Here is a 25,319-nt window from a genome sequence, read left to right on the forward strand (position 1 = left end):
TTTTTCACCCAACATGCGCCCCTGCGCCTCGCTGGCAACAAAGTTATTTAAAATCGTCCACTTACATAAAAACCAATATAAATCAGTCAAATACCACCTAGGGAGTATATTAGAGGCGGCTTGATTTGCGTCAAGGTGCCCGACTTCACGCGCGTTATGTTGAGCCTATAGAAATCAATTTCGAGGCAAACATGAGCAAAGTCAGACTGGCGATTATTGGTAACGGCATGGTCGGCCATCGCTTTATTGAAGATTTACTGGATAAAGCCGAGCCGGGCCAGTTCGATATCACGGTATTTTGTGAAGAGCCGCGCGTCGCCTATGACCGCGTTCATCTTTCCTCCTATTTTTCCCACCACACCGCCGAAGAGTTATCTCTGGTGCGCGAAGGCTTCTACGAGAAGCACGGCGTTAAGGTGCTGGTCGGCGAGCGCGCCATCACGCTCAACCGCGCCGAGAAGGTGATTCACTCCAGCAGCGGCCGCACCCTCTATTACGACAAACTGGTGATCGCCACCGGCTCCTACCCGTGGGTGCCGCCGATTGCCGGGTCTGACGGCCAAGACTGCTTCGTCTATCGCACCATTGAAGACCTGCACGCCATTGAAGCCTGCGCACGTCGCAGCAAGCGCGGCGCGGTAGTCGGCGGCGGCCTGTTGGGGCTGGAAGCCGCAGGCGCGCTGAAAAATCTGGGCGTCGAAACCCACGTGATTGAATTCGCCCCCGGCCTGATGGCCGAGCAGCTCGACGTGATGGGCGGCAACCAGCTGCGGCAGAAAATCGAAAGCATGGGCGTTCAGGTTCATACCGCGAAGAACACCAAAGAGATCTCCCAAGGCGGCCAGTTTGCCCGCAAAACCATGGCTTTCGCCGACGGCAGCTCGCTGGAAGTGGATTTCATCGTCTTCTCCACCGGCATCCGACCACAGGACAAGCTGGCGCGCCAGTGTGATTTAGAGATTGCGCCGCGCGGCGGCATCGTGATCAACGACCAGTGCCAGACCAGCGACGCGGATGTCTACGCCATCGGCGAATGCGCCTCGTGGAACCAGCGCACCTTCGGCTTAGTCGCGCCGGGCTATAAAATGGCTCAGGTCACCGCCGATCATCTGCTGGGCCGCGAAAACCAATTTACCGGCGCGGACATGAGCGCCAAGCTCAAACTGCTGGGCGTTGACGTGGCGGGTATCGGCGATGCCCATGCCCGCACCGAAGGCGCGCGCAGCTATGTCTATCTCGATGAAAGCAAAGCTTTATACAAACGTCTGGTGGTCAGCGAAGACAACAAAACCCTGCTCGGCGCGGTGTTGGTCGGCGACACCAGCGATTACGGCAATTTGCTGCAATTGGTGCTCAACAGCATTCCACTGCCGGAAAACCCGGACGCGCTGATCCTGCCAGCCTACGCGGGCAGCGGCGGCGCGGTGATTGGCACCGACGCCCTGCCGGAAAACGCGCAAATCTGCTCCTGCTTCGACGTGACCAAGGGCGACATCATCAAAGCAGTTCAGGGCGGCTGCCACACGGTCGCGGCGCTGAAGTCCGCCACCAAAGCCGGTACCGGCTGCGGCGGCTGTATCCCGCTGGTGACCCAAGTGCTGAATGCCGAACTGAGCAAGCAAGGCATCGAGGTGAATCATCACCTTTGCGAGCACTTCGCCTACTCGCGCCAAGAGCTTTACCATCTGATCCGCGTCGAAGGCATTAAGTCCTTCGAGCAGCTGCTGGCGAAATATGGTCAGGGCTACGGCTGCGAAGTCTGTAAGCCGACCGTCGGCTCGCTGCTGGCCTCCTGCTGGAATGATTACGTGCTCAAACCGCAGCACGCGCCTCTTCAGGACACCAACGACGTGTTCCTCGCCAACATGCAGAAAGACGGCACTTACTCAGTGATCCCACGCTCACCGGGCGGCGAAATCACCCCGCAGGGTCTGCAAGCCATTGGCGAGATCGCGGCGGAATATAACCTCTATACCAAAATCACCGGCTCACAGCGCATCGGCATGTTCGGCGCACAGAAAGACGATTTACCGGCTATTTGGCAGAAGCTGATTAATGCCGGATTCGAAACAGGTCAGGCGTACGCCAAGGCACTGCGCATGGCGAAAACCTGCGTAGGCAGCACTTGGTGCCGCTTTGGTGTCGGCGACAGCTTGGGCTTCGGCATCAGTCTGGAAAACCGCTACAAGGGCATCCGCACCCCGCACAAAATGAAATTCGGCGTCTCGGGCTGTACCCGTGAATGTTCAGAAGCTCAGGGCAAAGACGTGGGGATCATCGCCACCGAAAACGGCTGGAACCTGTATGTCTGCGGCAACGGCGGCATGAAGCCGCGCCACGGCGATTTGCTGGCAGCCGATTTGGACAATGACCAACTGCTGAAATACCTCGACCGCTTCATGATGTTCTACATCCGCACCGCCGATAAGCTGCAACGCACCTCGGTCTGGCTGGATAGCCTCGAAGGCGGCATTGATTACCTGCGCAAAGTGATCATTGACGACAAACTCGGCCTGAATGAGCAGCTGGAAGCGGAACTCGCTCGCCTGCGCGAGTCGACGGTCTGCGAATGGCAGGAAACGCTGAACGACACGGCGGCGCAAACCCGCTTCACCCACTTCATCAACAGCGCCCAGCGTGACCCGAACGTGCAGTTCGTCGGCGAGCGCCAGCAACACCGCCCAGCGCGGCCTGAAGAACGTATTCCCGTTAACCTAATTGATGCCGGGGAGGAAGTATTATGAGCCAGTGGCTAACCCTCTGTTCTATTGAACAAATTCTGCCGGGCTGCGGCGTCTGCGCGCTGGCCGGCGAGCAGCAAGTGGCGCTGTTCCGCCCGCGTGCTGATGAACACGTTTTTGCTTTATCGAATATTGACCCTTTCGCCCAAGCCAGCGTATTGTCGCGCGGCATTATCGCCGAGCATCAGGGCGAGCTGTGGGTCGCCAGCCCGCTGAAAAAGCAGCATTTCCGCCTGACGGACGGACTGTGCATGGAAGATGAGAGTCACTCGATCACCGCCTACCCGACGCGAGTCCGCGACGGCAACGTGCAAATTAATCTTTAGGAGCGCCGCGCGCGATGGACTATTTCCCGCTGTTTTGCCAGTTACACAACAAAGCCTGTCTGCTGGTCGGGGCGGGAGAAGTCGCGGAGCGCAAGGCACGGCTGCTGCTCGACGCCGGAGCTGATTTGCTGGTGAATGCCACCAGCTTCAGCGCGCAGTTCGAGGTCTGGGAAGCCGAAGGGAAAGTGCGCCTGCTGCGCGGAGAGTTCTCGCCGCTGCTGGTGGATGAAAAGTGGCTGGTGATCGCCGCAACGGATTCCGACGTGGTGAATCAGCAAGTCAGCCAAGCCGCCGAGCAGCGCCGGGTGTTCTGTAACGTGGTGGACGCGCCGGAAAGCGCCAGCTTCATCATGCCGTCGATTATCGACCGTTCTCCGCTGATGATCGCCGTCTCCTCCGGCGGCAATGCTCCGGTGCTGGCCCGCCTGCTGCGCGAACGGCTGGAGGCGATTCTTCCTCAGCATCTCGGCAAACTGGCCGACACAGCCGGGCAGTTGCGCCAGCGAGTGAAAACCCATTTTCAGGATATGTCGCAACGCCGCCGCTGGTGGGAAAAGCTGTTTAATCATCATCGTTTGGCGCAGTCGCTGGCCAACAATGACACCCAGCAGAGCAACGCCTACATAGAAGAGCTATTTAGCCAGCCGGTGGAGCATCATGGCGAAGTGGTGCTGGTGGGCGCAGGGCCGGGAGACGCCGGATTACTGACACTAAAAGGCCTGCAACAGATGCAGCTGGCCGACGTGGTGGTGTATGACCGTCTGGTGTCTGACGCCGTGCTGAACCTGGTTCGCCGCGACGCCGAGCGGATTTTTGTCGGCAAACGCGCCGGGCACCACTGCGTGCCGCAAGAGAGAATCAACGATATTTTGCTCGAACAGGCCAAGCTGGGTAAACGCGTGGTGCGGCTGAAAGGCGGTGACCCGTTTATCTTCGGGCGCGGCGGCGAAGAGCTGGAAGCGCTGAAAGCGGAAGGCATTGCCTTCTCCGTGGTGCCGGGCATTACGGCGGCCTCCGGCTGTTCGGCCTACAGTGGCATTCCGCTGACTCACCGCGACCACGCGCAGAGCGTTCGGCTGATAACCGGCCACGCCAAGCAGGATGGCAAGCTCGACTGGGCCTGTCTGGCGCAGGGCAAGCAGACACTGGTGTTCTATATGGGGCTGACGCAGGCGGCAGATATTCAGGCCAACCTGCTGAAAAACGGCCTCGCGGCAACCACGCCAGTTGCACTGGTAGAAAATGGCACCACCCAGCGCCAACGGGTGATCACAGGGGAATTGTCCTCCCTCAGCCAGCTTGCCAAGCAAGTGGAAAGTCCAAGTTTAATTATCGTTGGCTCAGTGGTCAGTTTGCGTAAGCAATTGAATTGGTTTGCCAGCGAGACTGCCAGTTAACTATTTAGACCAAGTTGCGGCAGATTGACTGACATAAAAAAACCACGCCGAGGCGTGGTTTTTTATTGCTCAAGCTTGAAGCTTACGGCGCGGCAACCAGTCCGATAGATTCGTAAACTTTAGCCAGCGTGGCACTTGCGCGAACGCGAGCTTTCTCTGCGCCATCACGCATGATCTGCTGCAACAAAGCTTCGTCATTGCGGAAACGGTGATAACGCTCTTGCAGCTCGGTCAGCATGCCTGAGACAGCATCCGCTACTGCACCTTTCAGATGACCATACATCTGGCCGTCGAACTCAGCTTCCAGCTCAGGGATGCTTTTGCCGGTCACGCCAGACAAGATATCCAGCAAGTTAGAGACACCCGGCTTGTTGACTAAGTCATAACGCACGACAGGCGGCTCTTCGGAGTCAGTCATTGCACGTTTGATTTTCTTCGCCACTGCCTTCGGATCTTCCAGCAGGCCGATAACGTTATTACGGTTATCGTCAGACTTGGACATCTTCTTGGTCGGCTCTTGCAGAGACATCACGCGCGCGCCGGACTTAGGAATGAATGGCTCTGGAATAGTGAACACGTCGCCATACAGCGCATTGAAACGGTTGGCGATATCGCGGCTCAGTTCCAAATGCTGCTTCTGGTCTTCGCCTACGGGTACCTGATTGGTCTGGTACAGCAGGATATCGGCAGCCATCAATACCGGGTAGTTAAACAGACCAACGCTGATACCGCTGTTTTCATAACGCGTTGATTTGTCTTTAAACTGGGTCATACGGCCCAGCTCACCGAAGTAGGTATAGCCGTTCAGTGCCCAACTCAGCTGCGTGTGTTCAGGAACGTGGGATTGCACAAAAATGGTACTTTTTTGCGGGTCAATGCCGCAGGCCAAGTACAGCGCTAACGTGTCGAGCGTCGCCTTGCGCAGCTGCGCAGGGTCTTGACGCACGGTGATCGCATGCAGGTCGACGATGCAGTAAATGCACTCGTAATCGTCCTGCAACTTAACCCACTGACGCAGCGCACCCATGTAGTTGCCAATGGTCAGTTCACCTGAGGGCTGTGCACCACTAAATACGATGGGTTTACTCATTTTTATGCTTCCTGATCTTTTAAGATAAAAGCCCAAAAGTGGGCAAGAGGTCGGCGAAATGGTCCAACACGCTGTCGGGCTTGCTCAGCGCGATGCTTTCACCGTAGTTGTAGCCGTACGTTAAACCAACGCAGCGGCAACCGGCAGCCTGAGCCGCCTGAATATCATTACGCGAATCCCCGACAAAAACCAGTTCGCTGGCGCGTAAACCAAGCTGCGCGAGCATCAGGTAAATCGGCGCGGGGTGCGGTTTCTTTTGTACAACATCATCACCGCCAATCACCACCGAAAAATAGCTTTCGATGCCCAGCGATGCCAGCAGTGGCGCGACAAACGGCGTCGGCTTGTTGGTAATAAGACCCAGCGGCAGGCCCTGCGCGTGCAAGGCGGCCAGTGTCTCTTTAACCTGTGGATAGAGGCGGCTGCCCCCGGCGGCGGTGTCGGCGTAGTAGTGGTCGAATTTATCTCGTACCTGCTGAAGAGCGGCCGGAGACATATCTCCCTCAGCCCAACGCACGGCGCGTTCCACCATGACATCAGCGCCGTTGCCAATCCAAGTGCTGATACGCTCAACGCCTGCGGCCGGTAAGCCCATATCTTTCAGAGCCATATCGACCGCGTCCGCCAGACCCGGCGCGCTGTCCACCAAGGTGCCGTCGAGATCAAAAGCAGCGCCTTTCAGTGACATAACGCCCGCTGGCAGAGAATCAGTCATGGGAAACCTTCGCCAGTTCGCTGCGCATATGGTCAATGACCGTGCGGTAGTCAGGCTGGTTGAAGATGGCAGAACCGGCGACAAACATGTCAGCGCCCGCTGCGGCAATCTCACCAATGTTTTCAGCTTTCACGCCACCGTCAATTTCCAAACGGATGTCATAACCGCTGTCGTCGATCAATTTGCGTACCTGACGCAGCTTGTCGAGGGTGCCCGGAATAAACGACTGGCCGCCGAAGCCCGGGTTGACTGACATCAGCAGGATCACGTCGAGCTTGTCCATCACGTAATCGAGGTAGCTCAACGAGGTGGCCGGGTTGAACACCAGACCGGCTTTACAGCCGTGCTCTTTGATCAGCTGAATGGTGCGGTCAAGGTGCTCAGACGCTTCCGGGTGGAAAGAGATGTAAGTGGCACCGGCTGCGGCGAAGTCCGGGATCAGGCGATCAACCGGCTTAACCATCAGGTGGACATCGATTGGCGCGTTGATGCCGGATTTCTGTAGGTAATTATGCAGCGACTGGCAGACCAAAGGCCCGATGGTCAGGTTAGGCACGTAATGGTTATCCATGACGTCGAAGTGTACGACGTCACCGCCAGCTTCCAGTGCTTTCACCGTGTCTTCGCCTAAACGCGCAAAGTCAGCCGAAAGAATAGACGGGGCAATCAAAAACTTTTTCATCCGCTTCTCCAAACTACTCATAGGGTTACAGAAATAATCGGTGTGATATCAACGAGAAAGATCAGCGATAAAGCGCTAACAGTTCATTCACTTTACTGCGCTGCGAGACATTGCTGCTGATAGTCCGGCGGGCAGAGACCCGATGTAGCTTCGCTCCGGCGTACCACTCCAGCGTGAGCGGCGTTTCATGGTTGGAAATCAGCACCGGCACGTCACGCTCAGAGGATAACTGTAACGCCAGACGGGCCAGATTCTGCTGATCTGCCATGCTGAAGCTGTTGGTATGGTAAGCCGTAAAATTCGCCGTAGCCGATAATGGCGCGTACGGAGGGTCACAATAGACCACCGCGCCCGGCACTGCCTTCAGCAGAGTTTGCTGGTAATGCTCACATACAAACTGTGCATTCTGTGCTTTTTCAGCAAACCAGTAGAGTTCCGCTTCCGGAAAATAGGGTTTCTTGTAGCGGCCGAAAGGCACATTGAACGCACCGCTAAGATTATAGCGACACAGCCCGTTGTAACAATGGCGGTTGAGATACAGGAACAACACCGAGCGGCGGTAGATATCACTCGTCAGGTTGAATTCTTCTCTCAAGGCGTAGAAACGTTCTGATTGGTTGAATTCAGGAGAGAACAGCACGCGAGCATCGCGCACGAATTCTGCGGTGCGCGTTTTAACAATGTTGTAGAGGTTGATCAGGTCGCTGTTGATGTCGGCCAGAATGTACGATTTATAGTCGGTGTTAAGAAACACCGACCCCGCACCAACAAAAGGCTCTATTAAACAATCACCTGCTGGAAGATGACGTTTGATGTCATCGACCAGCGGGTATTTGCCACCAGCCCATTTCAAAAAAGCGCGGTTTTTCTTCATGCCGTCAGTTAGCTACTTATACAATTCACAGCCGCGGATTGTACCCTGTTTTTAGACAGCAAATCGCGTTGAGATCAGATTCATTTTTTCAGGTCTTGCTGTACTTGATGTACAGGCTTAACCCACGGTTTTTTGGCTTGAACTTCAGCTGGCAAACGAGAAATTGCGCTCTTAGCCTCAGCGGAAGAAGCATAGTTGCCGCTCACCAGAACATACCAAGGTTTGCCATCACGCGAAGTCTGATAAACCAGATAGTTTTTCAGGCCCTGCTGCTTAGCGAAGGCGTTCAGGGAGTTGGACTGTGAAGCCCCGCTCAGCTGCAACGTAAAATGGCTGCCCGGTGCGGATTTAATCGCGCCGCCGCTACCCGTCGCTGGCGCACTCGCCGTGGCAACAGGTTTAGTCGTTTCTTTCGCCGGATGAGACGCTGTCGCTGCCGGTTTAGTTGCCGCTGGCTTGCTAGCCGCAGGCTTATTGGCGTGGGCTGGCGCAGTGTGCGTGGCTTTTGGCTGCGCGGCTTTGTGCGTCGTCTGCTGCTGTGTGTTACGCGGCGCGACTGGCGCAGTGCCTTTGGCAGCACCATCAACGGTGGCTGGCGCGGTCGGCAATGAAGTCAGCGACTGTGCTCCCGCATTAATGCCATCCTGCGCGGCAGAGTTAACCTGACCTTGCTGAGAAGAGAGCGCGTCAGACATGTCGCCCGGCAAATCAACACGCTCTTTGGCCTGGCCGTTGTCGGGCTGTGGCTGAGCGTCAGTTGGCGTAGAGGAAATAGGTGGCAGACCGATGCTTTTCGGCTGAGCGTCACCGCTCGGCGCGGCCGCGTTCTGTTGAGCTTGCTCAGTTGGCTGAGCCGGTGCCGCTGCGTCATTGCCTGAACCCGACAAGTTAATGTCTTTCGGCCCATTATTGACTTGAGAAGCTTCGTGCTTGGTTGGGGCTTTGAGGGCTGAACCAATGCCGACAATCAGTAACAGCAGAACCAGAATACCGACGCCAATCATCACATGCTGGCGCGATACGGCAAGTTTAGGTCCAGAAGAAGGCGGTTTGCGTGAGCGCGTTGGGCGGCGATCGCTAGTGTCTGGCTTGAGATCGTCTTCCGGTGTTAAATCATCCATCTAAAACCTCCAACCCGGCTAAAGACCAGCAAATGCGGCCTTATGCGGAGCAACTATCCTGACTGATAAATATAACGCTTTGCTGGCAAAGGGGTAAAGGGTAGGCGCAAGCCTGTGACACGCAGCACACAGGCAGAGGCGTTACCGACAATCCTCAATCGATGCCAGCACCATTTCATGAGATACACCGGAGCGAACTTCAGACTGACCAATCGCTTTCGGTAACACCAGACGCAGTTCGCCGGCCAAGACTTTCTTGTCACGCATCATGTGCGGCAAATAGGCTTCAGCTGGCATCTCCTGAGGACCGGTCACCGGCAGTCCGGCGCGCACTAGCAGATTTTTCACTCGGGCAATATCAGCCAGAGTAAATTGGCCTAAACGATGCGCGGTATAACAAGCCATGACCATGCCAGCTGCAACGGCTTCACCGTGCAACCAGTTGCCGTAACCCATTTCTGCTTCAATAGCATGCCCATAAGTATGGCCAAGATTGAGCAAAGCGCGCATACCACTTTCGCGCTCATCGGCGGCAACCACGTCAGCTTTTATCTCGCAGCAACGACGGATGCAGTAAGCCAGCGCGTTCATATCCAGCGCTAACAGGGCATCCATATTGTCTTCAAGCCAATCGAAGAAGTCGGCATCAAGAATAATGCCGTATTTTATGACCTCAGCCAGACCGGAGGACATCTCACGGGCAGGCAGGGTGCGCAGGCAGTCGAGATCGACCACAACCGAAGCGGGTTGATAGAACGCGCCGATCATGTTTTTGCCAAGCGGATGGTTGACGGCAGTTTTGCCACCAACGGAAGAATCGACCTGAGATAACAACGTGGTAGGCACCTGAATAAAGCGTACCCCACGCTGATAACTGGCGGCAGCAAAGCCGGTCAAGTCGCCCACAACGCCGCCACCGAGGGCGATTAGCGTGGTGTCGCGACCATGAGGTTTTTCCAGCAGGGCTGAGAAAACATCATTAAGAACAGACAGGGATTTGTATTGTTCACCATCAGGCAGTATCACCTGATCAACACGAACGCCTGCCTGCTCCAGCACTGAACGAACAGAGTCCAGATAGAGAGGTGCCAGAGTCTGGTTTGTTACCAGCATGACCTGATCACCTGCCTTAACAGGCATAAAAGAAGCCGGATCGTGGAACAATCCGGCAGCAATCGTAATTGGGTAGCTACGCTCCCCTAAGGTTACGGTAATCCTCTCCATTTCGCGCTCAGTGACCTTCTTAACTTACACCTTCAGGCAACAACAGAATGCCAAAAATTAATTGCTTTCCAACATGTTAATGATTTGGTTAGCAACGACTTTGGCGCTTTGATCATCAGTACGGATAGTCACATCCGCAATTTCTTCATACAGTGGGTTACGTTCTTTCGCCAGTGCTTCAAGCACTTCGCGTGGAGGTGAACTCACCTGTAACAATGGACGTTTTTTGTCGCGTTGTGTACGCGCCAACTGTTTTTCGATGGTAGTTTCAAGATAGACGACAACGCCACGCGCTGATAAACGGTTGCGGGTTTCGCGTGATTTAACAGAACCCCCACCGGTCGCCAGAACGATGCCTTGCTTTTCTGTGAGTTCGTTGATCACTTTTTCTTCGCGGTCGCGGAATCCGTCTTCGCCTTCTAAATCAAATACCCAGCCTACATCAGCTCCGGTACGTCGCTCAATTTCGTGATCGGAGTCGAAAAACTCCATATTGAGTTGCTGAGCTAACTGTCGACCAATAGTGCTTTTGCCGGCACCCATAGGCCCAACCAGAAAGATATTGCGTTTCTCTGCCATGTTTTTCGGTATTACTAAGACAATTCGTTGATGATAACCCGCCCCGCCAATCAAATTAGCGGCGGGACCTAAACTGAAACCTCATGAGCGATAGTGCGAGATCAGACAAAAATTATCTCAACACTCTTGGTAGTTTGGCAACCGAATAAATCGCATCGCGCGCCGCGGGAGGGAAACCGTACGTTTTTTATCGGCGTGTCAGCAGTCATTAAAAATCACGGTGCTCAATTCGGTAACCCTTGTAAGCTAAATCGATGTCAGCGTCAAACTCAGAAGCCTTTCGGGACGCAAAAAGTTCTATCAGCTCAACACTATTTCGCTGTTTTTGTTACCCCCGCTGGCACCTATTGGCTGTTAATTAAGGTGGGAGTAATAAAAATCACCAGTTCGCGTCGTTTCTGGTTTTTTGCCTGATGTTTAAATAAAGAACCGACCAGCGGGATATCCCCCAGCAAGGGGACTTTGCTTTGCGTGTTCTGATGGTGTCTTTGAAATATGCCGCCCAGCACCACGGTTTCGCCATCTTTAACCGTCACCTGAGTTTTGATCTCTTGTTTATCAATCGCCAGCGCCTCGCCCTCCGACTGTTTCACGGTTTTGCCCGGCATGTTTTGGCTGATATGTAAGGTTAGCGTGATATTGCCGTTGCGCTGGATCTTTGGCGTCACTTCCATGCCCAACACGGCCTCTTTGAACTCAATAGAAGTGCGCCCACGGCCGCCGCTGGAGACTTGATAAGGGATCTCGCTGCCCTGCTTGATGCTGGCCGTTTGCATGTGGGCGGTAAGCAGGCGCGGGCTGGCGATAATTTCCACCTGATTCTCCTGCTCCAGCGCGGTCAGTTCTAAATCCAGAATGCGACCGCTGATGTGCGCCAGATTAAACCCGGCAGTGAAAGCCGGGTTATCCACCGGCAGGCCCATAGTAAAGTTATTCATCCTGACCGACTTGGTGACGGCATGGTCGCCGCTGAACCCCCAGCGCACGCCGAGTTCGCGCAGGCTTTCGCTGTTCATGGTGACAATGTGCGCCGCCAGTTGCACCTGCTGCAAAGGCAAATCCATCTCCTTGACCCAAGGCGCGACGGCGTCCAGCGCTTGCTGGGTGTCACGAACCAAAATCGTATTGGTGCGGATGTCCGCTGACGCCAGCCCTCTTTCCGTCAATAGTGAGCCTTTCTGCCCATTGAGGCTCGCCGCCGTCTCAGTGGCGTCGGCATTATGCAGCGCAAGCGTCATGCTGGTTAGCGGCCTTTGCCGCAGTTCGTCTTGGCTCTCTTGCTCTTTCTTGAGTCGAAGCTGGGCGGGGTCGGCCGCCGGTGAAACCATCAGCACGTTCCCCTGCCGGTAGCTGGTGACATTGCCCATTTGCAGGATGATATCCAGCGCCTGCTGCCAAGGCACGTCGGACAGCCTGACGCTCAAATTGCCCTGCACGCCCGGCGCGGTGACCAAATTCATCTGTTGGTGGTCCGCCAGCGCTTGCAATATCAGGGTCAGCGGCGCGTTTTGAAATTCCAGCGTTATCGGCATGCTGGCAGTCGCCCGGCCCGGCACACTGATTAGTAGTGCGAAGCAGAGGAATATCCCGCCAACCGCGCCTTTTACTCGATTCATTATTATTCCTTTCCTTGGCATAAAATCCGCAGCCGCCTTATTGGTGTTGGCGACCTAACTGAAGCGTAAATTGTTGAGCAGCACAGGGCGGCTGGTCTAAGTCAAACAGCACCTCGCGAGACGTGACGGCGTCGACCCGCCAGCCAGTAGCAGCGTCGCGCCATCCGGAGGAAGCCTGTTGCCAGCCCGCGCCCGGCCACATTAGCCAACTTTTCCGCTGGTCGCCGCTGCCTATAATTCCACCCAGCAGCACGCCTTTAAAGCTATGAATAGGGTCCGGGCAGGAAGCGGATTGAGTCGGAGCGAAAGGGTCCCGAACTCCGCTTTCACTTTTCTTATGCTCCGCGAGCAGCTTGGGCCTGAGCCTTTCGGCGGTTAAATCGAAGCGAGCCTCCAATTGCCCGCCCACTGCCCGCAGGCTCAACTGATGCCAACTTGGCGCGTTGGGGCTGTCTGCCAACTGGCGCATCAATTCCATTAATGCCTCGAAGCTGGCCTTCACCGACAAACTGCCCTGCTCCGCGCTCGGTTCATCCGGCAAAGATGAGACGCCACGCTCGGCGGGCTGCCACTGAACTAAGGTGCTTTTCGACTCGCGCAGCGGCGCGGCTATCTGCTCAAGCAGAGCCACTGGCTGCTGCTCGCTGCTAGCAAGTAGCGACCGTTGTTGCTGCAAAAGCACCGCCAGCGCGGGCTGGGTCAGCAAGGTTTTCTGCTGCTGTAAAACGCCCTGCTGCAAATCGGCACTTTGCTGACGCGCCTCTTGCCGCTGCTGCAAAGCGGCGCTGAGCAGGAAAAAGTAGAGCAGCCCACAGCACGCACCGCCGAGCAGGAGCAGCATCAAGATTCGGTTCCAGACGGGCTGCTCCAGCGCGTGGTCAAAGGCACTGAGTAAGGCTTGGTTCATCGCCCTCTCCTTTATTTAGTCGCGTTGCGAAACCGCGAGGCGCAGCTGCATCAAGAAGTGCAGGTTGTGATTGGGCTGGCGTTGGATATCCAGCAGCCGGACCTCGGCGAGAAGCAGCTCCTGCTGTAATGCCTGAGAGAAAGCCATCACGGCGTGGTAAACCGTCGATTCGCCTTGCAGCCTGAGCACGCCGCTGGCCCCTTCGGTTAGCTGAGTGAGCCACAGGCCGTCAGGGATTTTCTGCGACAGCAAACCAAGCAGTTGCAGATAAGCCCCACTCTGCTCATAGCGCTGCTGGCGCTGGCTGGCGGCCAACTGTAGCGACGCTAATTGCTGCCGGGCTTGATCAACTTTCTTAAGCTGCGCCTCTAAACGGGTTTGCCACTCAGCCCAGTGCTGCGCGGCTCTTGTCTGCTCCGCCACATCGCGCTGGATAAGCCACCACCACGCCAAGGCCGCCAGCAGAATGAGCATCAGCGGCAGCGCCGTGAGGCACAGCCAAAGGCGTTTACGCTGCTGCCTTTGCTGGGCGCGCCACGGCAGTAAATTCACCTGCAACATCAGCTATCCCTCGCTCTCAGGGCTAAGCCCATTGCCAGCGCGAAGGCCGCAGGGTTGGCTGGCAGCGGCGGGGAGAGCTGGGTTAATGCGCGAAACGGCGACCACGCGCCGACGCCCAAAGGTAACTCTTCTACCCGCGAGCTGCTGAACAGCATCTCTTCGTCGCAGAGCTTTGCCGCGCGGTACTGTTCTTTTGCCAGACTGGCGAGCTGGCTGATGTCTTTGACTTCCTGCGCATCAAACACGCCAAATTGAAACGGCAGCCCGTGCGGCGAAACCCACAGCCAGCCTTCATCAAGCCGGTGCAGCAGCAGTTTATCCGCGCTTTCCCCCGCGCAGCTTGCCGCCAGTTGCAACGCACAGGGGGCAAGCTCGACCACTTCTGGCACGAGATGAGATTCAGCCAGAAAACGCTGCCACTGCTGCATCTCTTCGCGGCGAGCCGCCGTGACAATGATGTTTTGCGCGTCCATCGGCGCGGCGCGGTAGTCCATCACCAGTTGTTCGACGCTGAGTGGAAAGTGCTTGGCACCGCTGGCCAAGATAAAAGCGCTGCGGGCCGCGCCAGACAGCCGGGCATCAGGAAGCGGCAGGCTGTGCTGCATAACCCGATGAGCAGGAAGACAAATTCGCAACGAAATTTTTACAGGAAGGGTGCGCCGCCAATTCGATAAAATAGCTGAAAGCGCCGTGGTCTCATGTAAAATCCCCCCGCGTAAAGAAAGCGGGGGCAGAGGATGCTCCCACCACTGCCTCAGTTGCCAACCGTAATGTCGCCGTTGGACGGCGATCGCTCGGGCAAAACCAGCTTGAATATCCAGGCCCACCTGCCATGCTTGTGATCGCATTTGCGTCTGATCTCCATATCGTCAAGTTCATAAAAGAACGTATCCATGTCGTAGGCTTGCCTTTATACTACCGCGCGGTTGTTTATAAACTGCCCAATTGCCACTAAATGGGAAATCTCAGGTGAAGTTCGTAAAGTATTTTTTGATTCTTGCAGTGTGTTGCATTTTGCTGGGAGCAGCCTCGATATTTGGCTTGTACAAATATATCGAGCCACAGCTCCCTGATGTCGCCACGCTCAAAGACGTGCGCTTGCAAACACCTATGCAGGTTTATAGTGCTGAAGGCGATTTGATCGCTCAGTACGGTGAAAAACGTCGTATTCCGCTGAAACTTGGCCAGATCCCACCGGAGCTGGTGCATGCCTTTATTGCTACGGAAGACAGCCGTTTCTACGAGCACCATGGCGTTGACCCAATCGGTATTTTCCGTGCGGCTTCCGTGGCCTTAGTCTCCGGCCATGCGTCCCAAGGTGCGAGTACCATTACTCAGCAGCTGGCGCGTAACTTCTTCTTAAGCCCTGAACGCACCTTGACCCGTAAAATCAAAGAGGCGTTTCTGGCTATCCGCATTGAACAAATGATGAACAAGGATGAGATCCTTGAGCTTTATTTGAACAAGATCTATCTGGGCTATCGCGCTTACGGCGTGGGGGCTGCGGCACAGGTCTATTTCGGCAAAGACGTGAGCCAGTTGACGCTGGGCGAGATGGCGGTGATTGCCGGTCTGCCGAAAGCGCCGTCAACCTTCAACCCGCTCTATTCGCACGATCGCTCATTGGCCCGTCGCAATACCGTTCTGGCCCGTATGCTGGATGAGAAATACATCACTCAGGCCCAATATGACCAAGCGCGCGCTGAGCCATTGATTGCCAATTACCACGCGCCGCACATTGAGTTTTCAGCACCTTACCTGACCGAGATGGTTCGTCAGGAAATGGTCAAACGTTATGGCGACAACGCCTATAACGACGGCTACATGGTCTACACCACCATCACCAAGAAAACCCAGTTGGCAGCACAAGACGCCGTGCGTACCAACGTGCTGAACTACGACATGCGCCACGGCTATCGCGGCCCATCGAACCAGTTGTGGAAAGTGGGTGAAACGCCGTGGGATGAGCAGAAAATCGTTCAGTCGCTGAAAACCCTGCCAGTTTACGGCCCGCTGTTCCCAGCCGTGGTGACGCAGGTTGACGGCGAACAAGCTACGGCGACCATGTCCAACCGCGCGGTGATTTCTCTGCCGTTTAGCGGCATGCGCTGGGCGCGACCTTATCGTACCGACAACAGCCAAGGCCCGACGCCGAAGAAAGTCTCTGACGTGGTGCAGCCGGGTCAGCAGATCTGGGTGCGTAAAGTCGGTGACGTTTGGTGGTTGGCGCAGGTGCCTGATGTCAACTCGGCGCTGGTTTCCCTCAACCCGAATACCGGTGCTGTAGAAGCGCTGGTCGGCGGTTTTGACTTTAACCAGAGCAAGTTCAACCGTGCGACACAGGCTCTGCGTCAGTTAGGTTCGAACATCAAGCCATTCCTGTATACCGCCGCGATGGACAAAGGTTTGACGCTGGCAACCATTCTGAACGACATGCCAATTACCCGTTGGGATGCCGGTGCTGGTCAAGATTGGCGTCCGAAGAACTCCCCTCCAACCTATGCTGGCCCAATCCGCCTGCGTCAGGGGCTGGGCGAGTCTAAGAACGTGGTCATGGTGCGTGCGATGCGTGCGATGGGCGTGGACTACGCGGCGGAATACCTGCTGCGCTTCGGTTTCCCTGCGGCCAACATTGTTCACTCCGAGTCACTGGCGTTGGGTTCTGCCTCTTTCACTCCGTTGCAGGTCGTTCGTGGCTATGCCGCACTGACCAACGGCGGTTATCTGGTTGACCCATACTTCATCACCAAAATCGTTGATGAGTCAGGTCAGGTCCAGTTTGAAGCGAAACCTAAAATTGCCTGCCGCACCTGTAATATTCCGGTGATTTACGGCGACACGCAGAAATCAGCCGTGCTGTCTGACGACAACGTCGAGAACGTGGCGGTTTCCAGCGAAGGCAATAACAACAACAGCGTGCCGATGCCAAAACTGGAGCAAGTCCCGGAAGGCCAGCAGCCGACGGGTGAAGACCAGTATGCGCCGCACGTGATCAGTACCCCGCTCTCCTTCCTGATCAGCGATGCGCTGAACACCAACATCTTTGGTGAACCAGGTTGGATGGGTACCGGCTGGCGCGCGGGTCGTGACCTGAAGCGTAACGATATTGGTGGTAAAACCGGTACAACCAACAGCTCGAAAGATGCTTGGTTCTCTGGCTATGGCCCGGATGTCGTGACCTCAGTGTGGATTGGTTTCGATGACCACCGTCGCGACCTCGGCCGCACCACGGCTTCTGGCGCAATTCCAGACCAGATCTCCGGTGCCGAAGGCGGCGCGAAGAGTGCTCAACCGGCGTGGGATGACTATATGAAGGCCGTGCTGGAAGGCGTTCCTGTGCAGAAGCAGACACCTCCTCCGGGCATCGTGACCGTCACCATCGACAAGCAGACGGGTAAACTGTCTGATGGCGGCGGTGGCAGCCGTCCTGAGTACTTTATCGACGGCACTCAGCCGACCGAGCACGCCGTGCATGAGGTTGGGACCACGATCATGGACAACGGTCAGGAACACGAGCTGTTCTAATGGCCTAACGCCTGAAACAAAAAAGCCGGTCTGCATCATGCATGACCGGCTTTTTTTTATATTTGCTGCTGGGAGAAAGCGGCTGAGTAAAAGCAGCGGCTTAGATAGCGTTACGCGTCAGGAAATCATGCGCGAGGAACAGCGCGCTGACATTACGCGCTTCATTGAAGTCAGGCTCTTTCAGCAGTTCCAGCATGCGGGAAATCGGCCAGCGAGTCTGCGGCAAAGGCTCGGGCTCATCGCCTTCCAGACTTTGCGGATACAGCCCTTTGGCAATCACGATATTCATCCGGCTGGAGAAATAGGACGGCGCCATGGTCAGCTTGGTGAGGAACTCCAGCTGATGAGCCCCGTAGCCCACCTCTTCCATCAACTCGCGGTTGGCAGCTTCAAATACCGTTTCGCCCGGATCAATCAGTCCTTTTGGAAAACCCAGCTCATAGCTGTCGATACCCACGGCGTACTCGTGAATCAGCAGCAGATCATCGCCGATAACCGGCACAATCATCACGGCTTCACGATTAGAGGGACGCATACGTTCGTACACGCGCTGCACGCCATTACTGAAGGTGAGATCGACGGATTCGATGGTAAATAAGCGAGAGCTGGCCACAGTCTCAACTTTCAGAATCTCAGGTTTTTGCAGGTGCTTATCCATGGTTTCCCCAATTTATTGTTCACCTGACACGGTGTCGCAATGGGTTTCAGTTCATTGTCACTTGATGGCATTGTGCGTTAATGCGAACCTTCATCGCAATATTTGTGCGACATAAATTCGGTAACCTCAACAAAGCTGAACAATTTCGTAGAAATAAGTTGGCGATCTGCGTCTCAATTTATATAAACACCCATTAACAAAAAGCGCGACGCATAAAAATAGGATTATACCGATACCCGCTTGGTTAAGAATATTGGTATGATCCAAAGTGGCTGTTTTTACGTGATAAGTAGGCGGTTTACGCCACAACCGGCTCGCAAAAGAGAGCCGCTAAAAACACCTCATGACATTCAATTTCCCAGCACAGCTTAAATCGTGCTGATGGATTACTTTGTTAAATCTTTGTTTTGATAGACTATTTGCACTTATGAATTCACAGCGTGTTGATACAAATCATCTTAATCAGGGGATCGGATGAGCACAGTAATCGTGACACTATTCTTATTGTGTATCACCGCAATTGCCGCAGGCGTATTCTTCTGGTTTATCGTCCGACGCCGCAATACTGCGTCTTCAACCGTGCATTTCAATAAGCCCAATCAACGCAAGCTTACGCAGCATGAAAGAGATGCCGTCGAGCAATATTTGCGTCAACACGAAAAATTAAGTCAAACGCCGATTACCCATCGCAGTAACTTAATGGTATTGCGAGATAAATTGACGCTGACCGCTAAAAGCGAAAACGTTTATTCGGTCACCCGCGCGATCACCCGCTACGGCGTCGCCAGCGAAGATCCGAATAAATGGCGATATTTCCTCGAAACGACCGAAGTTCATCTGCCACCCTTCTGGGAACAGTATATTGCGCAAGAGAACCACGTTGAGCTGATCAAAACCCAGACCGTCCCGCTGGTTATCTCGCTAAACGGCCATTCGCTGGTCAACCATATTTACGAACGCTCCACCCCTGCCCCTTCCGTTATCCCGACCCCACCGCAGAATGCCTCGATTCGCCATGAAGAGAGTGAACACATTCAACTGGTGAAGGTTCGCCATGAGACTCGTGAAGAGCACGCACTGACTCGTTCCAACGGCGTGCGCGAAGCTATTGCTATCGCGGCGGTGCTGTTGTTGCTGCTTATTACCTTGGTTGGCCCGGCGGTGCTGCTGCCGTGGACGCTGGCTCTGGCGGTGATTCTGGCGGGCTGGGTGAGCTGGCGCTATCTGGCGGAACGTCTGGGCAAGCATCGCAAAGAGATCCACTGTCTGCGCGGCCAGCCTAAGCGCTGGGGCCTGTTCGGCGAGTCGAAACAAGGCGATATCAGCAACATTTCATTGGGCGCGGTAGACCTGATTTATCCGCCACACTGGCAGCCGTTCATTAGCCGCGACTTGGGTCAGGCGACCGACGTTGAAGTCTATATGAACAGCCAAGTGGTGCGTCAGGGCAGCTATTTGTCTCTGCATGACGAAGTGAAGAATTTCCCGCTGCAACAGTGGGGTAAGAATCTGGTGCTGGCTGCCAGCGCCTTGGTTCTGCTGCTGATTTTACTGATTTATGTGCCACTCGGGCTGCCGCTGAAACTCAGCGTCGCGTGGCTGCAAGGCGCGCAAAGCACCCAGGTCAACAGTGTACAAGCGCTGGAAAAAACGCCGCTGCGCGTGGGAGATACGCTGAAAGTTCAGGGCACCGGCATGTGCTATGTGCCGCCAGAAAGCGCCCGCGCCGCGCCGACCAGCTTTATGCCGTTCGACTGCTCGGGGATTTACTGGAACGAAGCCGCGCCGCTGCCAATGCCGGAGTCAGAATCCATCGACGCCGCCACCGCGCTGCTTACCTCGGTGAACACCCAGTTGCATCCCAATGACAATGGCACCGAGCAGAACATTAACCCGCAGCTTGCCACCGCGATTGAAAAATCGGGCATGATCCTGCTGGACGACTTCTCTGATATCGTCTTGAAAACTCAGGCATTGTGTAGCAACAGCGATGACTGCGTGCGACTGAAGAACGCGTTGGTCAATCTGGGTAACGCCGACAACTGGGCTACGCTGGTGAAGCGTGCCAAATCCGGCACCCTGAAAGGCATGAACGTGCTGCTGCGCCCGGTCAGTGCTCAGTCACTGAGCGAGCTGGTGAATACCGCCACATCTTCATTCTTCGCGCTAGAAACGCGCCGTGCGGCACAGGCGCTCAATAGCCCACCGCCGGGCGGCTTCTTGATAAGCAACGATGAAGGCAAGCAGTTGGTCGACCAACCTGCCCCGCCGGTTTCACTCTATGCTTACAACCCGCTGAACCAGTGGAAGCAGTTGCAGAATCTCTCTTCCATGCTGCTGCACACGCCATTCACCGCGCAAGGGGTGATAACCAGCATCAACGTTGACGCCAACGGCACGCGCCATATTTCGTTGCACAGCGAGCCGGATATCTCCACCCTGTGGCGCTATCTCGGCACCAGCTTGTTGTTGATTCTGTTAGTGGTTTGTTTGGTAGTGAACGCCGTGCTGCTGGCGAAACGCATGTTGAAAGACAAACATCGCATGAATGACATCCAGCACTACTACAATCACTGCTTCAACCCAACCATCGTGAACCCTGCGCCTCACGGATCGAATTAATCTTTTCGGGTTACACTCAAATACCTGACCTCCTTCGCGCCGGACCTCTGCGGCGTGAAGGTGAGATGTGCTACCCTGCCGCTTTCCTCTGCCCTTGATGACCTTTCACTCCCAGCAACGGTATTTAAGCCGTTCAACGTGGAGATATGGAGCCTGTATGCCACCGGAGTTTGACTGGAATAACATTGATACCCTGCTGCTGGATATGGACGGCACGTTGTTGGATCTCGCCTTCGACAGTCAGTTTTGGCTTCACGACGTCCCGCAGGCGCTAAGCCAGCAGCGCAGACTGAGTTTCGAGGAAGCGCGGCAATATATTCATGCCGAGTACCTCGCGGTGCAGCACACCATGAATTGGTACTGCTTTGACTATTGGAGCAACAAGCTGGATCTGGATATTTACCAGATGACCACCGACGTTGGCCACAGGGCGCGTCTGCGCGACGACACTCTGCCCTTCTTGCAGCATGTGCGAGACAGCGGCCGCCAGACAATTTTGCTGACCAATGCCCATCCGCACAGCCTTGAGGTCAAGTGCCAGCACACCGGTTTAGACCAGCACCTTGATTTATTACTTTCCACCCACACATTTGGTTATCCAAAGGAAGATCAGCGTTTGTGGCAGGCGGTGCAGCAGAAAACCGGTTTTGACCCACAGCGCACCCTGTTTGTGGATGATGGAGAACCCATCCTCAATGCGGCAAAAACCTTTGGTATCCGCTATTGTCTGGGTATAGAAAATCCCGACTCTACGCTGGCGAACAAAGCGTTTGAGGCCCATCCTTCCATAACTGATTACCTGAGCCTGCTGCCATCCATTCAGCCTGTGACAGGCCGGGGAGCCTAAGGGTCGCCGATTTGGGGGAGAGAGATGAAAGGCAAAACGCCAGAAGATGACAACGCGGTTCGCCTCGATAAGTGGCTGTGGGCGGCGCGTTTTTACAAAACACGAGCCTTAGCGCGTGAAATGATTGATGGCGGCAAAGTGCATTACAACGGCCAGCGCGGCAAGCCGAGTAAGCTGGTTGAAGTGAATGCCGAAATCAAACTGCGTCAGGGAAATGATGAAAAAACCGTAGTGGTTCTGGACCTGACGACCCAGCGTCGTAGCGCCGAAGAGGCGCAGAAGCTGTATCAGGAAACCGAACTGAGCATCACCAGCCGAGAGAAAATTTCTCAGGCGCGTAAAATGAATGCTATGCCACACCCTGACCGGCGTCCTGATAAGAAGGAGCGCCGCAACCTGATTAAATTTAAATATGGCGATGCCGAATAAACGGAAAGTCGCTTAAGTAGAGAGAACAGCATGTCCAATCACGACCAATTACACCGCTACCTGTTCACAAACCACGCTGTGCGCGGTGAACTGGTTTCCCTCAGCGAGACGTTTGAGCAAATCGTCGCTGGCCACGATTATCCGGCAGAAGTTCGTACTTTGCTGGGTGAGATGCTGGTTGCGACCAGCCTGCTGACCGCCACGCTGAAGTTTGATGGCGACATCACCGTACAGCTTCAGGGCGATGGCCCACTGAAGCTGGCGGTTATCAACGGCAACAACAAGCAAGAGATGCGCGGCGTGGCCCGTCTGCAAGGCGACATCGCCGCCGACAGCTCGCTCAAGCAGATGATTGGCAACGGCTACATGGTGATCACCATCTCCCCAACGGAAGGTGAGCGCTATCAGGGCGTGGTTGATTTAGAAGGCGAAACGCTGGCGGAATGTCTGGAAAACTACTTCCTGCGTTCAGAGCAGCTGCCAACGCGTATCTTTATCCGTACCGGCGAGTCCGAGGGTAAAGCCGCAGCGGGCGGCCTGCTGCTGCAAGTGCTGCCTGCGCAAGAGACTGACCCGGAAGAGTTCAGCCACTTGTCACAGCTGACCACTACCATCAAAGCGGAAGAGCTGTTCACCCTGCCAGCCACTGAAGTACTGTATCGCCTGTATCATCAGGAAGAAGTAACGGTCTACGAGCCTCAAGACGTCTGCTTCCGCTGCACCTGCTCTCGCGAGCGTTGTGCAGATGCCCTGATGACCCTGCCGGGCGAAGAAGTGCTCGAGATGCTGGAAGAAGATGGCAAAATCGAAATGCACTGTGACTATTGCGGCAGCGATTACGCCTTCGACGCGATGGATCTGGCTACCTATAAAGCCAGCGGCAGCCTGCCGGACGACAGCGCCGTTCACTAAACGCCATAAACACCATCAAAAACGGAGCAATGTCTGACATTGCTCCGGCTTAATTCAATTACTTTACTTTCGTTACACCGTCTTCGTGCACTGTCTCTCAGAACCGCCAAAAAACCCGCCATAGATGCCATTCTTTGAAGAAAACCGCAGATAAAAAGCCATAAATCTTTACAATTGCAGTGCATTTCATTTTACACGACGGCCACAAGCCGTTCAGATTTGACTATCCGATCTAGGAGCAGGGACATGCCGACCCACCATCTCAGCAAAGAAAAACTGGCCACCTACGGTATCAACGATACGCGTGAAATTGTTTATAACCCGGATTACGATCTGCTCTTCAAAGAAGAGACAGCACCCGGTCTGCAAGGTTTTGAGCGTGGTCAAGTCACTGAGCTGGGCGCGGTGAATGTTGATACCGGTATCTTTACCGGTCGTTCGCCAAAAGATAAGTACATTGTGCGCGATGACACCACCCGCAACACCGTCTGGTGGGCCGATCAGGGCAAAGGCAAGAATGACAATAAGCCGCTCAGCCAAGAAGTGTGGAGCGAGCTGAAGGCGCTGGTAACTCAGCAGCTCTCTTCGAAGCGCCTGTTCATCATCGACGCCTTCTGTGGCGCGAACGCTGATTCACGTCTGAAAGTCCGCTTTATTACCGAAGTGGCCTGGCAGGCGCATTTCGTGAAAAACATGTTCATCCGCCCAACGGACGCCGAGCTGGAAAATTTTGAGCCGGATTTCATCGTGATGAACGGCGCGAAATGCACCAATCCGAACTGGCAGCAGCAAGGTTTGAACTCTGAGAACTTTGTCGCGTTTAACCTGACCGAGCGTATTCAGCTGATTGGCGGCACGTGGTACGGCGGCGAGATGAAGAAAGGCATGTTCTCGGTGATGAACTACCTGCTGCCGCTGCAAGGTATTGCTTCCATGCACTGCTCCGCCAACGTGGGCGAGAAAGGTGACGTGGCGGTGTTCTTCGGCCTGTCCGGCACCGGCAAAACCACCCTGTCTACCGACCCGAAACGCCAGCTGATTGGCGATGATGAGCACGGCTGGGATGACGACGGCGTGTTTAACTTTGAAGGCGGCTGCTACGCCAAAACCATCAAGCTGAGCAAAGAAGCCGAGCCAGACATTTATGGCGCGATCGTTCGTGACGCCCTGCTGGAAAACGTGGCGGTGGATGCCGCAGGTAAAATCGATTTCGACGATAACTCGAAAACCGAGAACACACGTGTCTCCTACCCGATTTACCACATCCAGAACATCGTCAAGCCAGTGTCAAAAGCGGGCCACGCGACCAAGGTGATTTTCCTCACCGCAGACGCGTTCGGCGTTCTACCGCCGGTTTCACGCCTGACAGCCGATCAGACGCAATATCACTTCCTCTCTGGCTTCACCGCCAAGTTGGCAGGGACAGAGCGCGGCGTCACCGAGCCAACGCCAACCTTCTCCGCCTGTTTCGGCGCAGCCTTCTTGATGCTGCACCCAACGCAGTACGCCGAAGTGCTGGTGAAACGCATGCAGGCCGCAGGCGCACAGGCTTATCTGGTGAATACCGGCTGGAACGGCACGGGTAAACGTATTTCTATCCAGAACACCCGCGCCATCATCGACGCCATCCTGAACGGCACCATCGATGACGCCGAGACCTTCACCCTGCCAGTCTTCAACCTCGCCGTGCCAACCGCACTGCCGGGCGTAGACACCCACATCCTCGACCCACGTAACACCTACGGTTCAGTCGAGCAGTGGCAGGAGAAAGCCCATGACCTCGCACAGCAGTTCGTGACTAACTTTGATAAGTACACGGATACAGAGGCGGGAGCGCGGTTAGTGGCGGCGGGGCCAAAGCTTTAAAAAGCTTTAGCAAATTTTGAAGGTCAACCTCAAGACCGTGGGCGCCGGCCCACACCGTTAAAACCTTGCGTTGCCACGCAAACTGGCCTTGAGGGGCGCCTATCGCCGCGCCCCTCAAGACTCCCCGGCTCTTCACTGCGCGCTCCGCTCGTTGGGCGGACGTGTTTCAGGTACTTCAGTTATCCACCGCAAAATGTCGCCGCTTAGGCGGTTCCCGAATTTCAGGCTTCGAGCCTTTGGTCTCGAACCATTCATTCGGCGCCATTTTTGAGCGCGGCTCTGAGGCTTTTCAATCGTCCCTTTTCAGTAGGTTTAGGTTTGTTTTGCGAATTGAATGAAAAGGTTCGGTGTAAATGCCAGTAGGTCGCGTTCAGAAGTGACGCCGAGCAAGAGGTGGAAAACCGCGTGTCTTTTTACGCGGGTTGGAATCCCGCAGGGAGGGAACCGCCTAAGCGGCGGCACTTCGCGACGATCACGATATCCGCTGAAACACGTCCATTCCAACCCTGCGAAGCCTCGATCTCACAGCAATAAAAAACGCAGGGTTCCAAGGGAGGCGCGTTTACGCCTCCCTTGGTCGGTGTGGGCCGACGCCCACGGTTTTGAATTTGAACTTAAGGCTGGATT

20 protein-coding genes and 1 pseudogene are annotated in these 25,319 nt (G+C 55.2%); 9 read left to right on the forward strand and 12 right to left on the reverse strand.

The window, feature by feature from the left end; genetic code table 11:
• Positions 1–191 precede the first annotated feature (191 nt).
• The 3 genes from nirB to cysG are packed head-to-tail and all read left to right on the forward strand — an operon-like array spanning position 192 to position 4,464.
• The gene (gene nirB / locus GEAM_RS17010; protein WP_034793800.1) at positions 192–2,744 is read left to right on the forward strand and encodes a nitrite reductase large subunit NirB; all 2,553 of its coding nucleotides are present in this window, start codon (positions 192–194) and stop codon (positions 2,742–2,744) included.
• Entirely contained in the window at positions 2,741–3,067 is a 327-nt protein-coding gene (gene nirD / locus GEAM_RS17015; protein ID WP_034793802.1) for a nitrite reductase small subunit NirD, read from the forward strand. Before nirB ends, nirD begins: the two co-directional genes overlap by 4 nt.
• 14 nt (positions 3,068–3,081) lie before the next feature.
• Complete coding sequence (cysG, locus tag GEAM_RS17020) at positions 3,082–4,464, forward strand: siroheme synthase CysG (RefSeq protein WP_034793804.1); 1,383 nt, start codon at positions 3,082–3,084, stop codon at positions 4,462–4,464.
• Positions 4,465–4,546: 82 nt separating this feature from the next.
• Here cysG and trpS read toward each other — a convergent pair whose 3' ends face one another.
• The 11 genes and pseudogenes from trpS to pilM form a co-directional block, all read right to left on the reverse strand.
• Complete coding sequence (gene trpS / locus GEAM_RS17025; RefSeq protein WP_034793805.1) at positions 4,547–5,554, reverse strand: tryptophan--tRNA ligase; 1,008 nt, start codon at positions 5,552–5,554, stop codon at positions 4,547–4,549.
• A 2-nt stretch (positions 5,555–5,556) separates the two neighbouring features.
• Positions 5,557–6,269, reverse strand: a pseudogene (locus GEAM_RS17030) (phosphoglycolate phosphatase).
• Positions 6,262–6,951, reverse strand: coding sequence for a ribulose-phosphate 3-epimerase (gene rpe / locus GEAM_RS17035; RefSeq protein ID WP_034793810.1), 690 nt, complete (start codon positions 6,949–6,951; stop codon positions 6,262–6,264). Before rpe ends, GEAM_RS17030 begins: the two are co-directional and overlap by 8 nt.
• A 61-nt stretch (positions 6,952–7,012) precedes the next feature.
• Positions 7,013–7,825, reverse strand: coding sequence for an adenine-specific DNA-methyltransferase (gene dam, locus GEAM_RS17040; protein ID WP_034793813.1), 813 nt, complete (start codon positions 7,823–7,825; stop codon positions 7,013–7,015).
• An 80-nt stretch (positions 7,826–7,905) separates the two neighbouring features.
• Positions 7,906–8,946, reverse strand: coding sequence for an SPOR domain-containing protein (locus GEAM_RS17045; RefSeq protein WP_034793816.1), 1,041 nt, complete (start codon positions 8,944–8,946; stop codon positions 7,906–7,908).
• Between the two features lie 141 nt (positions 8,947–9,087).
• Positions 9,088–10,170, reverse strand: coding sequence for a 3-dehydroquinate synthase (gene aroB, locus GEAM_RS17050; RefSeq protein ID WP_034793819.1), 1,083 nt, complete (start codon positions 10,168–10,170; stop codon positions 9,088–9,090).
• A gap of 57 nt (positions 10,171–10,227) precedes the next feature.
• Positions 10,228–10,749, reverse strand: a complete 522-nt coding sequence (gene aroK / locus GEAM_RS17055; RefSeq protein WP_034793822.1) for a shikimate kinase AroK — start codon at positions 10,747–10,749, stop codon at positions 10,228–10,230.
• Between the two features lie 344 nt (positions 10,750–11,093).
• Positions 11,094–12,365, reverse strand: coding sequence for a DNA uptake porin HofQ (gene hofQ, locus GEAM_RS17060; protein ID WP_034793825.1), 1,272 nt, complete (start codon positions 12,363–12,365; stop codon positions 11,094–11,096).
• Between the two features lie 37 nt (positions 12,366–12,402).
• A complete protein-coding gene (locus GEAM_RS17065) occupies positions 12,403–13,272 on the reverse strand; it encodes a hypothetical protein (protein ID WP_034793828.1) in 870 nt (289 codons plus the stop codon).
• A gap of 15 nt (positions 13,273–13,287) precedes the next feature.
• Positions 13,288–13,833 (reverse strand): PilN domain-containing protein, encoded by a 546-nt coding sequence (locus GEAM_RS17070; RefSeq protein WP_034793830.1) that lies wholly within the window; start codon positions 13,831–13,833, stop codon positions 13,288–13,290.
• Positions 13,833–14,681 (reverse strand): pilus assembly protein PilM, encoded by an 849-nt coding sequence (gene pilM, locus GEAM_RS17075; protein ID WP_034793833.1) that lies wholly within the window; start codon positions 14,679–14,681, stop codon positions 13,833–13,835. Before pilM ends, GEAM_RS17070 begins: the two co-directional genes overlap by 1 nt.
• 121 nt (positions 14,682–14,802) lie before the next feature.
• On the opposite strand from pilM, the gene mrcA reads away from it, so the two are divergent.
• The gene (mrcA, locus tag GEAM_RS17080; protein WP_034793836.1) at positions 14,803–17,358 is read left to right on the forward strand and encodes a peptidoglycan glycosyltransferase/peptidoglycan DD-transpeptidase MrcA; all 2,556 of its coding nucleotides are present in this window, start codon (positions 14,803–14,805) and stop codon (positions 17,356–17,358) included.
• 100 nt (positions 17,359–17,458) lie between these two features.
• Here the strand turns inward: mrcA and nudE are convergent, their stop codons facing one another.
• Positions 17,459–18,016 carry an ADP compounds hydrolase NudE gene (nudE, locus tag GEAM_RS17085; protein ID WP_034793839.1) on the reverse strand — a complete coding sequence of 186 codons (558 nt, stop codon included), beginning with the start codon at positions 18,014–18,016 and terminating at the stop codon, positions 17,459–17,461.
• 474 nt (positions 18,017–18,490) lie between these two features.
• Here nudE and GEAM_RS17090 point away from each other — a divergent pair, with 474 nt between their 5' ends.
• The 5 genes from GEAM_RS17090 (at position 18,491) to pckA (ending at position 24,692) form a co-directional block, all read left to right on the forward strand.
• Entirely contained in the window at positions 18,491–20,638 is a 2,148-nt protein-coding gene (locus GEAM_RS17090) for an IgaA/UmoB family intracellular growth attenuator (protein WP_072009919.1), read from the forward strand.
• Between the two features lie 157 nt (positions 20,639–20,795).
• Positions 20,796–21,485, forward strand: a complete 690-nt coding sequence (yrfG, locus tag GEAM_RS17095; RefSeq protein ID WP_034793842.1) for a GMP/IMP nucleotidase — start codon at positions 20,796–20,798, stop codon at positions 21,483–21,485.
• A gap of 24 nt (positions 21,486–21,509) precedes the next feature.
• Entirely contained in the window at positions 21,510–21,914 is a 405-nt protein-coding gene (gene hslR, locus GEAM_RS17100) for a ribosome-associated heat shock protein Hsp15 (protein ID WP_034793844.1), read from the forward strand.
• Between the two features lie 30 nt (positions 21,915–21,944).
• Positions 21,945–22,826: an Hsp33 family molecular chaperone HslO gene (gene hslO / locus GEAM_RS17105; RefSeq protein ID WP_034793845.1), complete on the forward strand. Its 882-nt coding sequence runs from the start codon at positions 21,945–21,947 to the stop codon at positions 22,824–22,826.
• Positions 22,827–23,072: 246 nt separating this feature from the next.
• The gene (gene pckA, locus GEAM_RS17110) at positions 23,073–24,692 is read left to right on the forward strand and encodes a phosphoenolpyruvate carboxykinase (ATP) (RefSeq protein ID WP_034793846.1); all 1,620 of its coding nucleotides are present in this window, start codon (positions 23,073–23,075) and stop codon (positions 24,690–24,692) included.
• The last annotated feature ends 627 nt before the right edge of the window (positions 24,693–25,319 follow it).

Origin of the sequence: Ewingella americana ATCC 33852, from assembly GCF_000735345.1 — a bacterium.
GTDB lineage: Bacteria > Pseudomonadota > Gammaproteobacteria > Enterobacterales > Enterobacteriaceae > Ewingella > Ewingella americana.

What these genes read in the sequence shown, in the direction of transcription:
- nirB (WP_034793800.1), top strand. Translation starts at nt 192, where the DNA reads ATGAGCAAAGTCAGACTGGCGATTATTGGTAACGGCATGGTCGGCCAT.
- nirD (WP_034793802.1), top strand. Translation starts at nt 2,741, where the DNA reads ATGAGCCAGTGGCTAACCCTCTGTTCTATTGAACAAATTCTGCCGGGC.
- cysG (WP_034793804.1), top strand. Translation starts at nt 3,082, where the DNA reads ATGGACTATTTCCCGCTGTTTTGCCAGTTACACAACAAAGCCTGTCTG.
- trpS (WP_034793805.1), bottom strand. Translation starts at nt 5,554, where the DNA reads ATGAGTAAACCCATCGTATTTAGTGGTGCACAGCCCTCAGGTGAACTG.
- rpe (WP_034793810.1), bottom strand. Translation starts at nt 6,951, where the DNA reads ATGAAAAAGTTTTTGATTGCCCCGTCTATTCTTTCGGCTGACTTTGCG.
- dam (WP_034793813.1), bottom strand. Translation starts at nt 7,825, where the DNA reads ATGAAGAAAAACCGCGCTTTTTTGAAATGGGCTGGTGGCAAATACCCG.
- GEAM_RS17045 (WP_034793816.1), bottom strand. Translation starts at nt 8,946, where the DNA reads ATGGATGATTTAACACCGGAAGACGATCTCAAGCCAGACACTAGCGAT.
- aroB (WP_034793819.1), bottom strand. Translation starts at nt 10,170, where the DNA reads ATGGAGAGGATTACCGTAACCTTAGGGGAGCGTAGCTACCCAATTACG.
- aroK (WP_034793822.1), bottom strand. Translation starts at nt 10,749, where the DNA reads ATGGCAGAGAAACGCAATATCTTTCTGGTTGGGCCTATGGGTGCCGGC.
- hofQ (WP_034793825.1), bottom strand. Translation starts at nt 12,365, where the DNA reads ATGAATCGAGTAAAAGGCGCGGTTGGCGGGATATTCCTCTGCTTCGCA.
- GEAM_RS17065 (WP_034793828.1), bottom strand. Translation starts at nt 13,272, where the DNA reads ATGAACCAAGCCTTACTCAGTGCCTTTGACCACGCGCTGGAGCAGCCC.
- GEAM_RS17070 (WP_034793830.1), bottom strand. Translation starts at nt 13,833, where the DNA reads ATGTTGCAGGTGAATTTACTGCCGTGGCGCGCCCAGCAAAGGCAGCAG.
- pilM (WP_034793833.1), bottom strand. Translation starts at nt 14,681, where the DNA reads ATGCGATCACAAGCATGGCAGGTGGGCCTGGATATTCAAGCTGGTTTT.
- nudE (WP_034793839.1), bottom strand. Translation starts at nt 18,016, where the DNA reads ATGGATAAGCACCTGCAAAAACCTGAGATTCTGAAAGTTGAGACTGTG.
- GEAM_RS17090 (WP_072009919.1), top strand. Translation starts at nt 18,491, where the DNA reads ATGAGCACAGTAATCGTGACACTATTCTTATTGTGTATCACCGCAATT.
- yrfG (WP_034793842.1), top strand. Translation starts at nt 20,796, where the DNA reads ATGCCACCGGAGTTTGACTGGAATAACATTGATACCCTGCTGCTGGAT.
- hslR (WP_034793844.1), top strand. Translation starts at nt 21,510, where the DNA reads ATGAAAGGCAAAACGCCAGAAGATGACAACGCGGTTCGCCTCGATAAG.
- hslO (WP_034793845.1), top strand. Translation starts at nt 21,945, where the DNA reads ATGTCCAATCACGACCAATTACACCGCTACCTGTTCACAAACCACGCT.
- pckA (WP_034793846.1), top strand. Translation starts at nt 23,073, where the DNA reads ATGCCGACCCACCATCTCAGCAAAGAAAAACTGGCCACCTACGGTATC.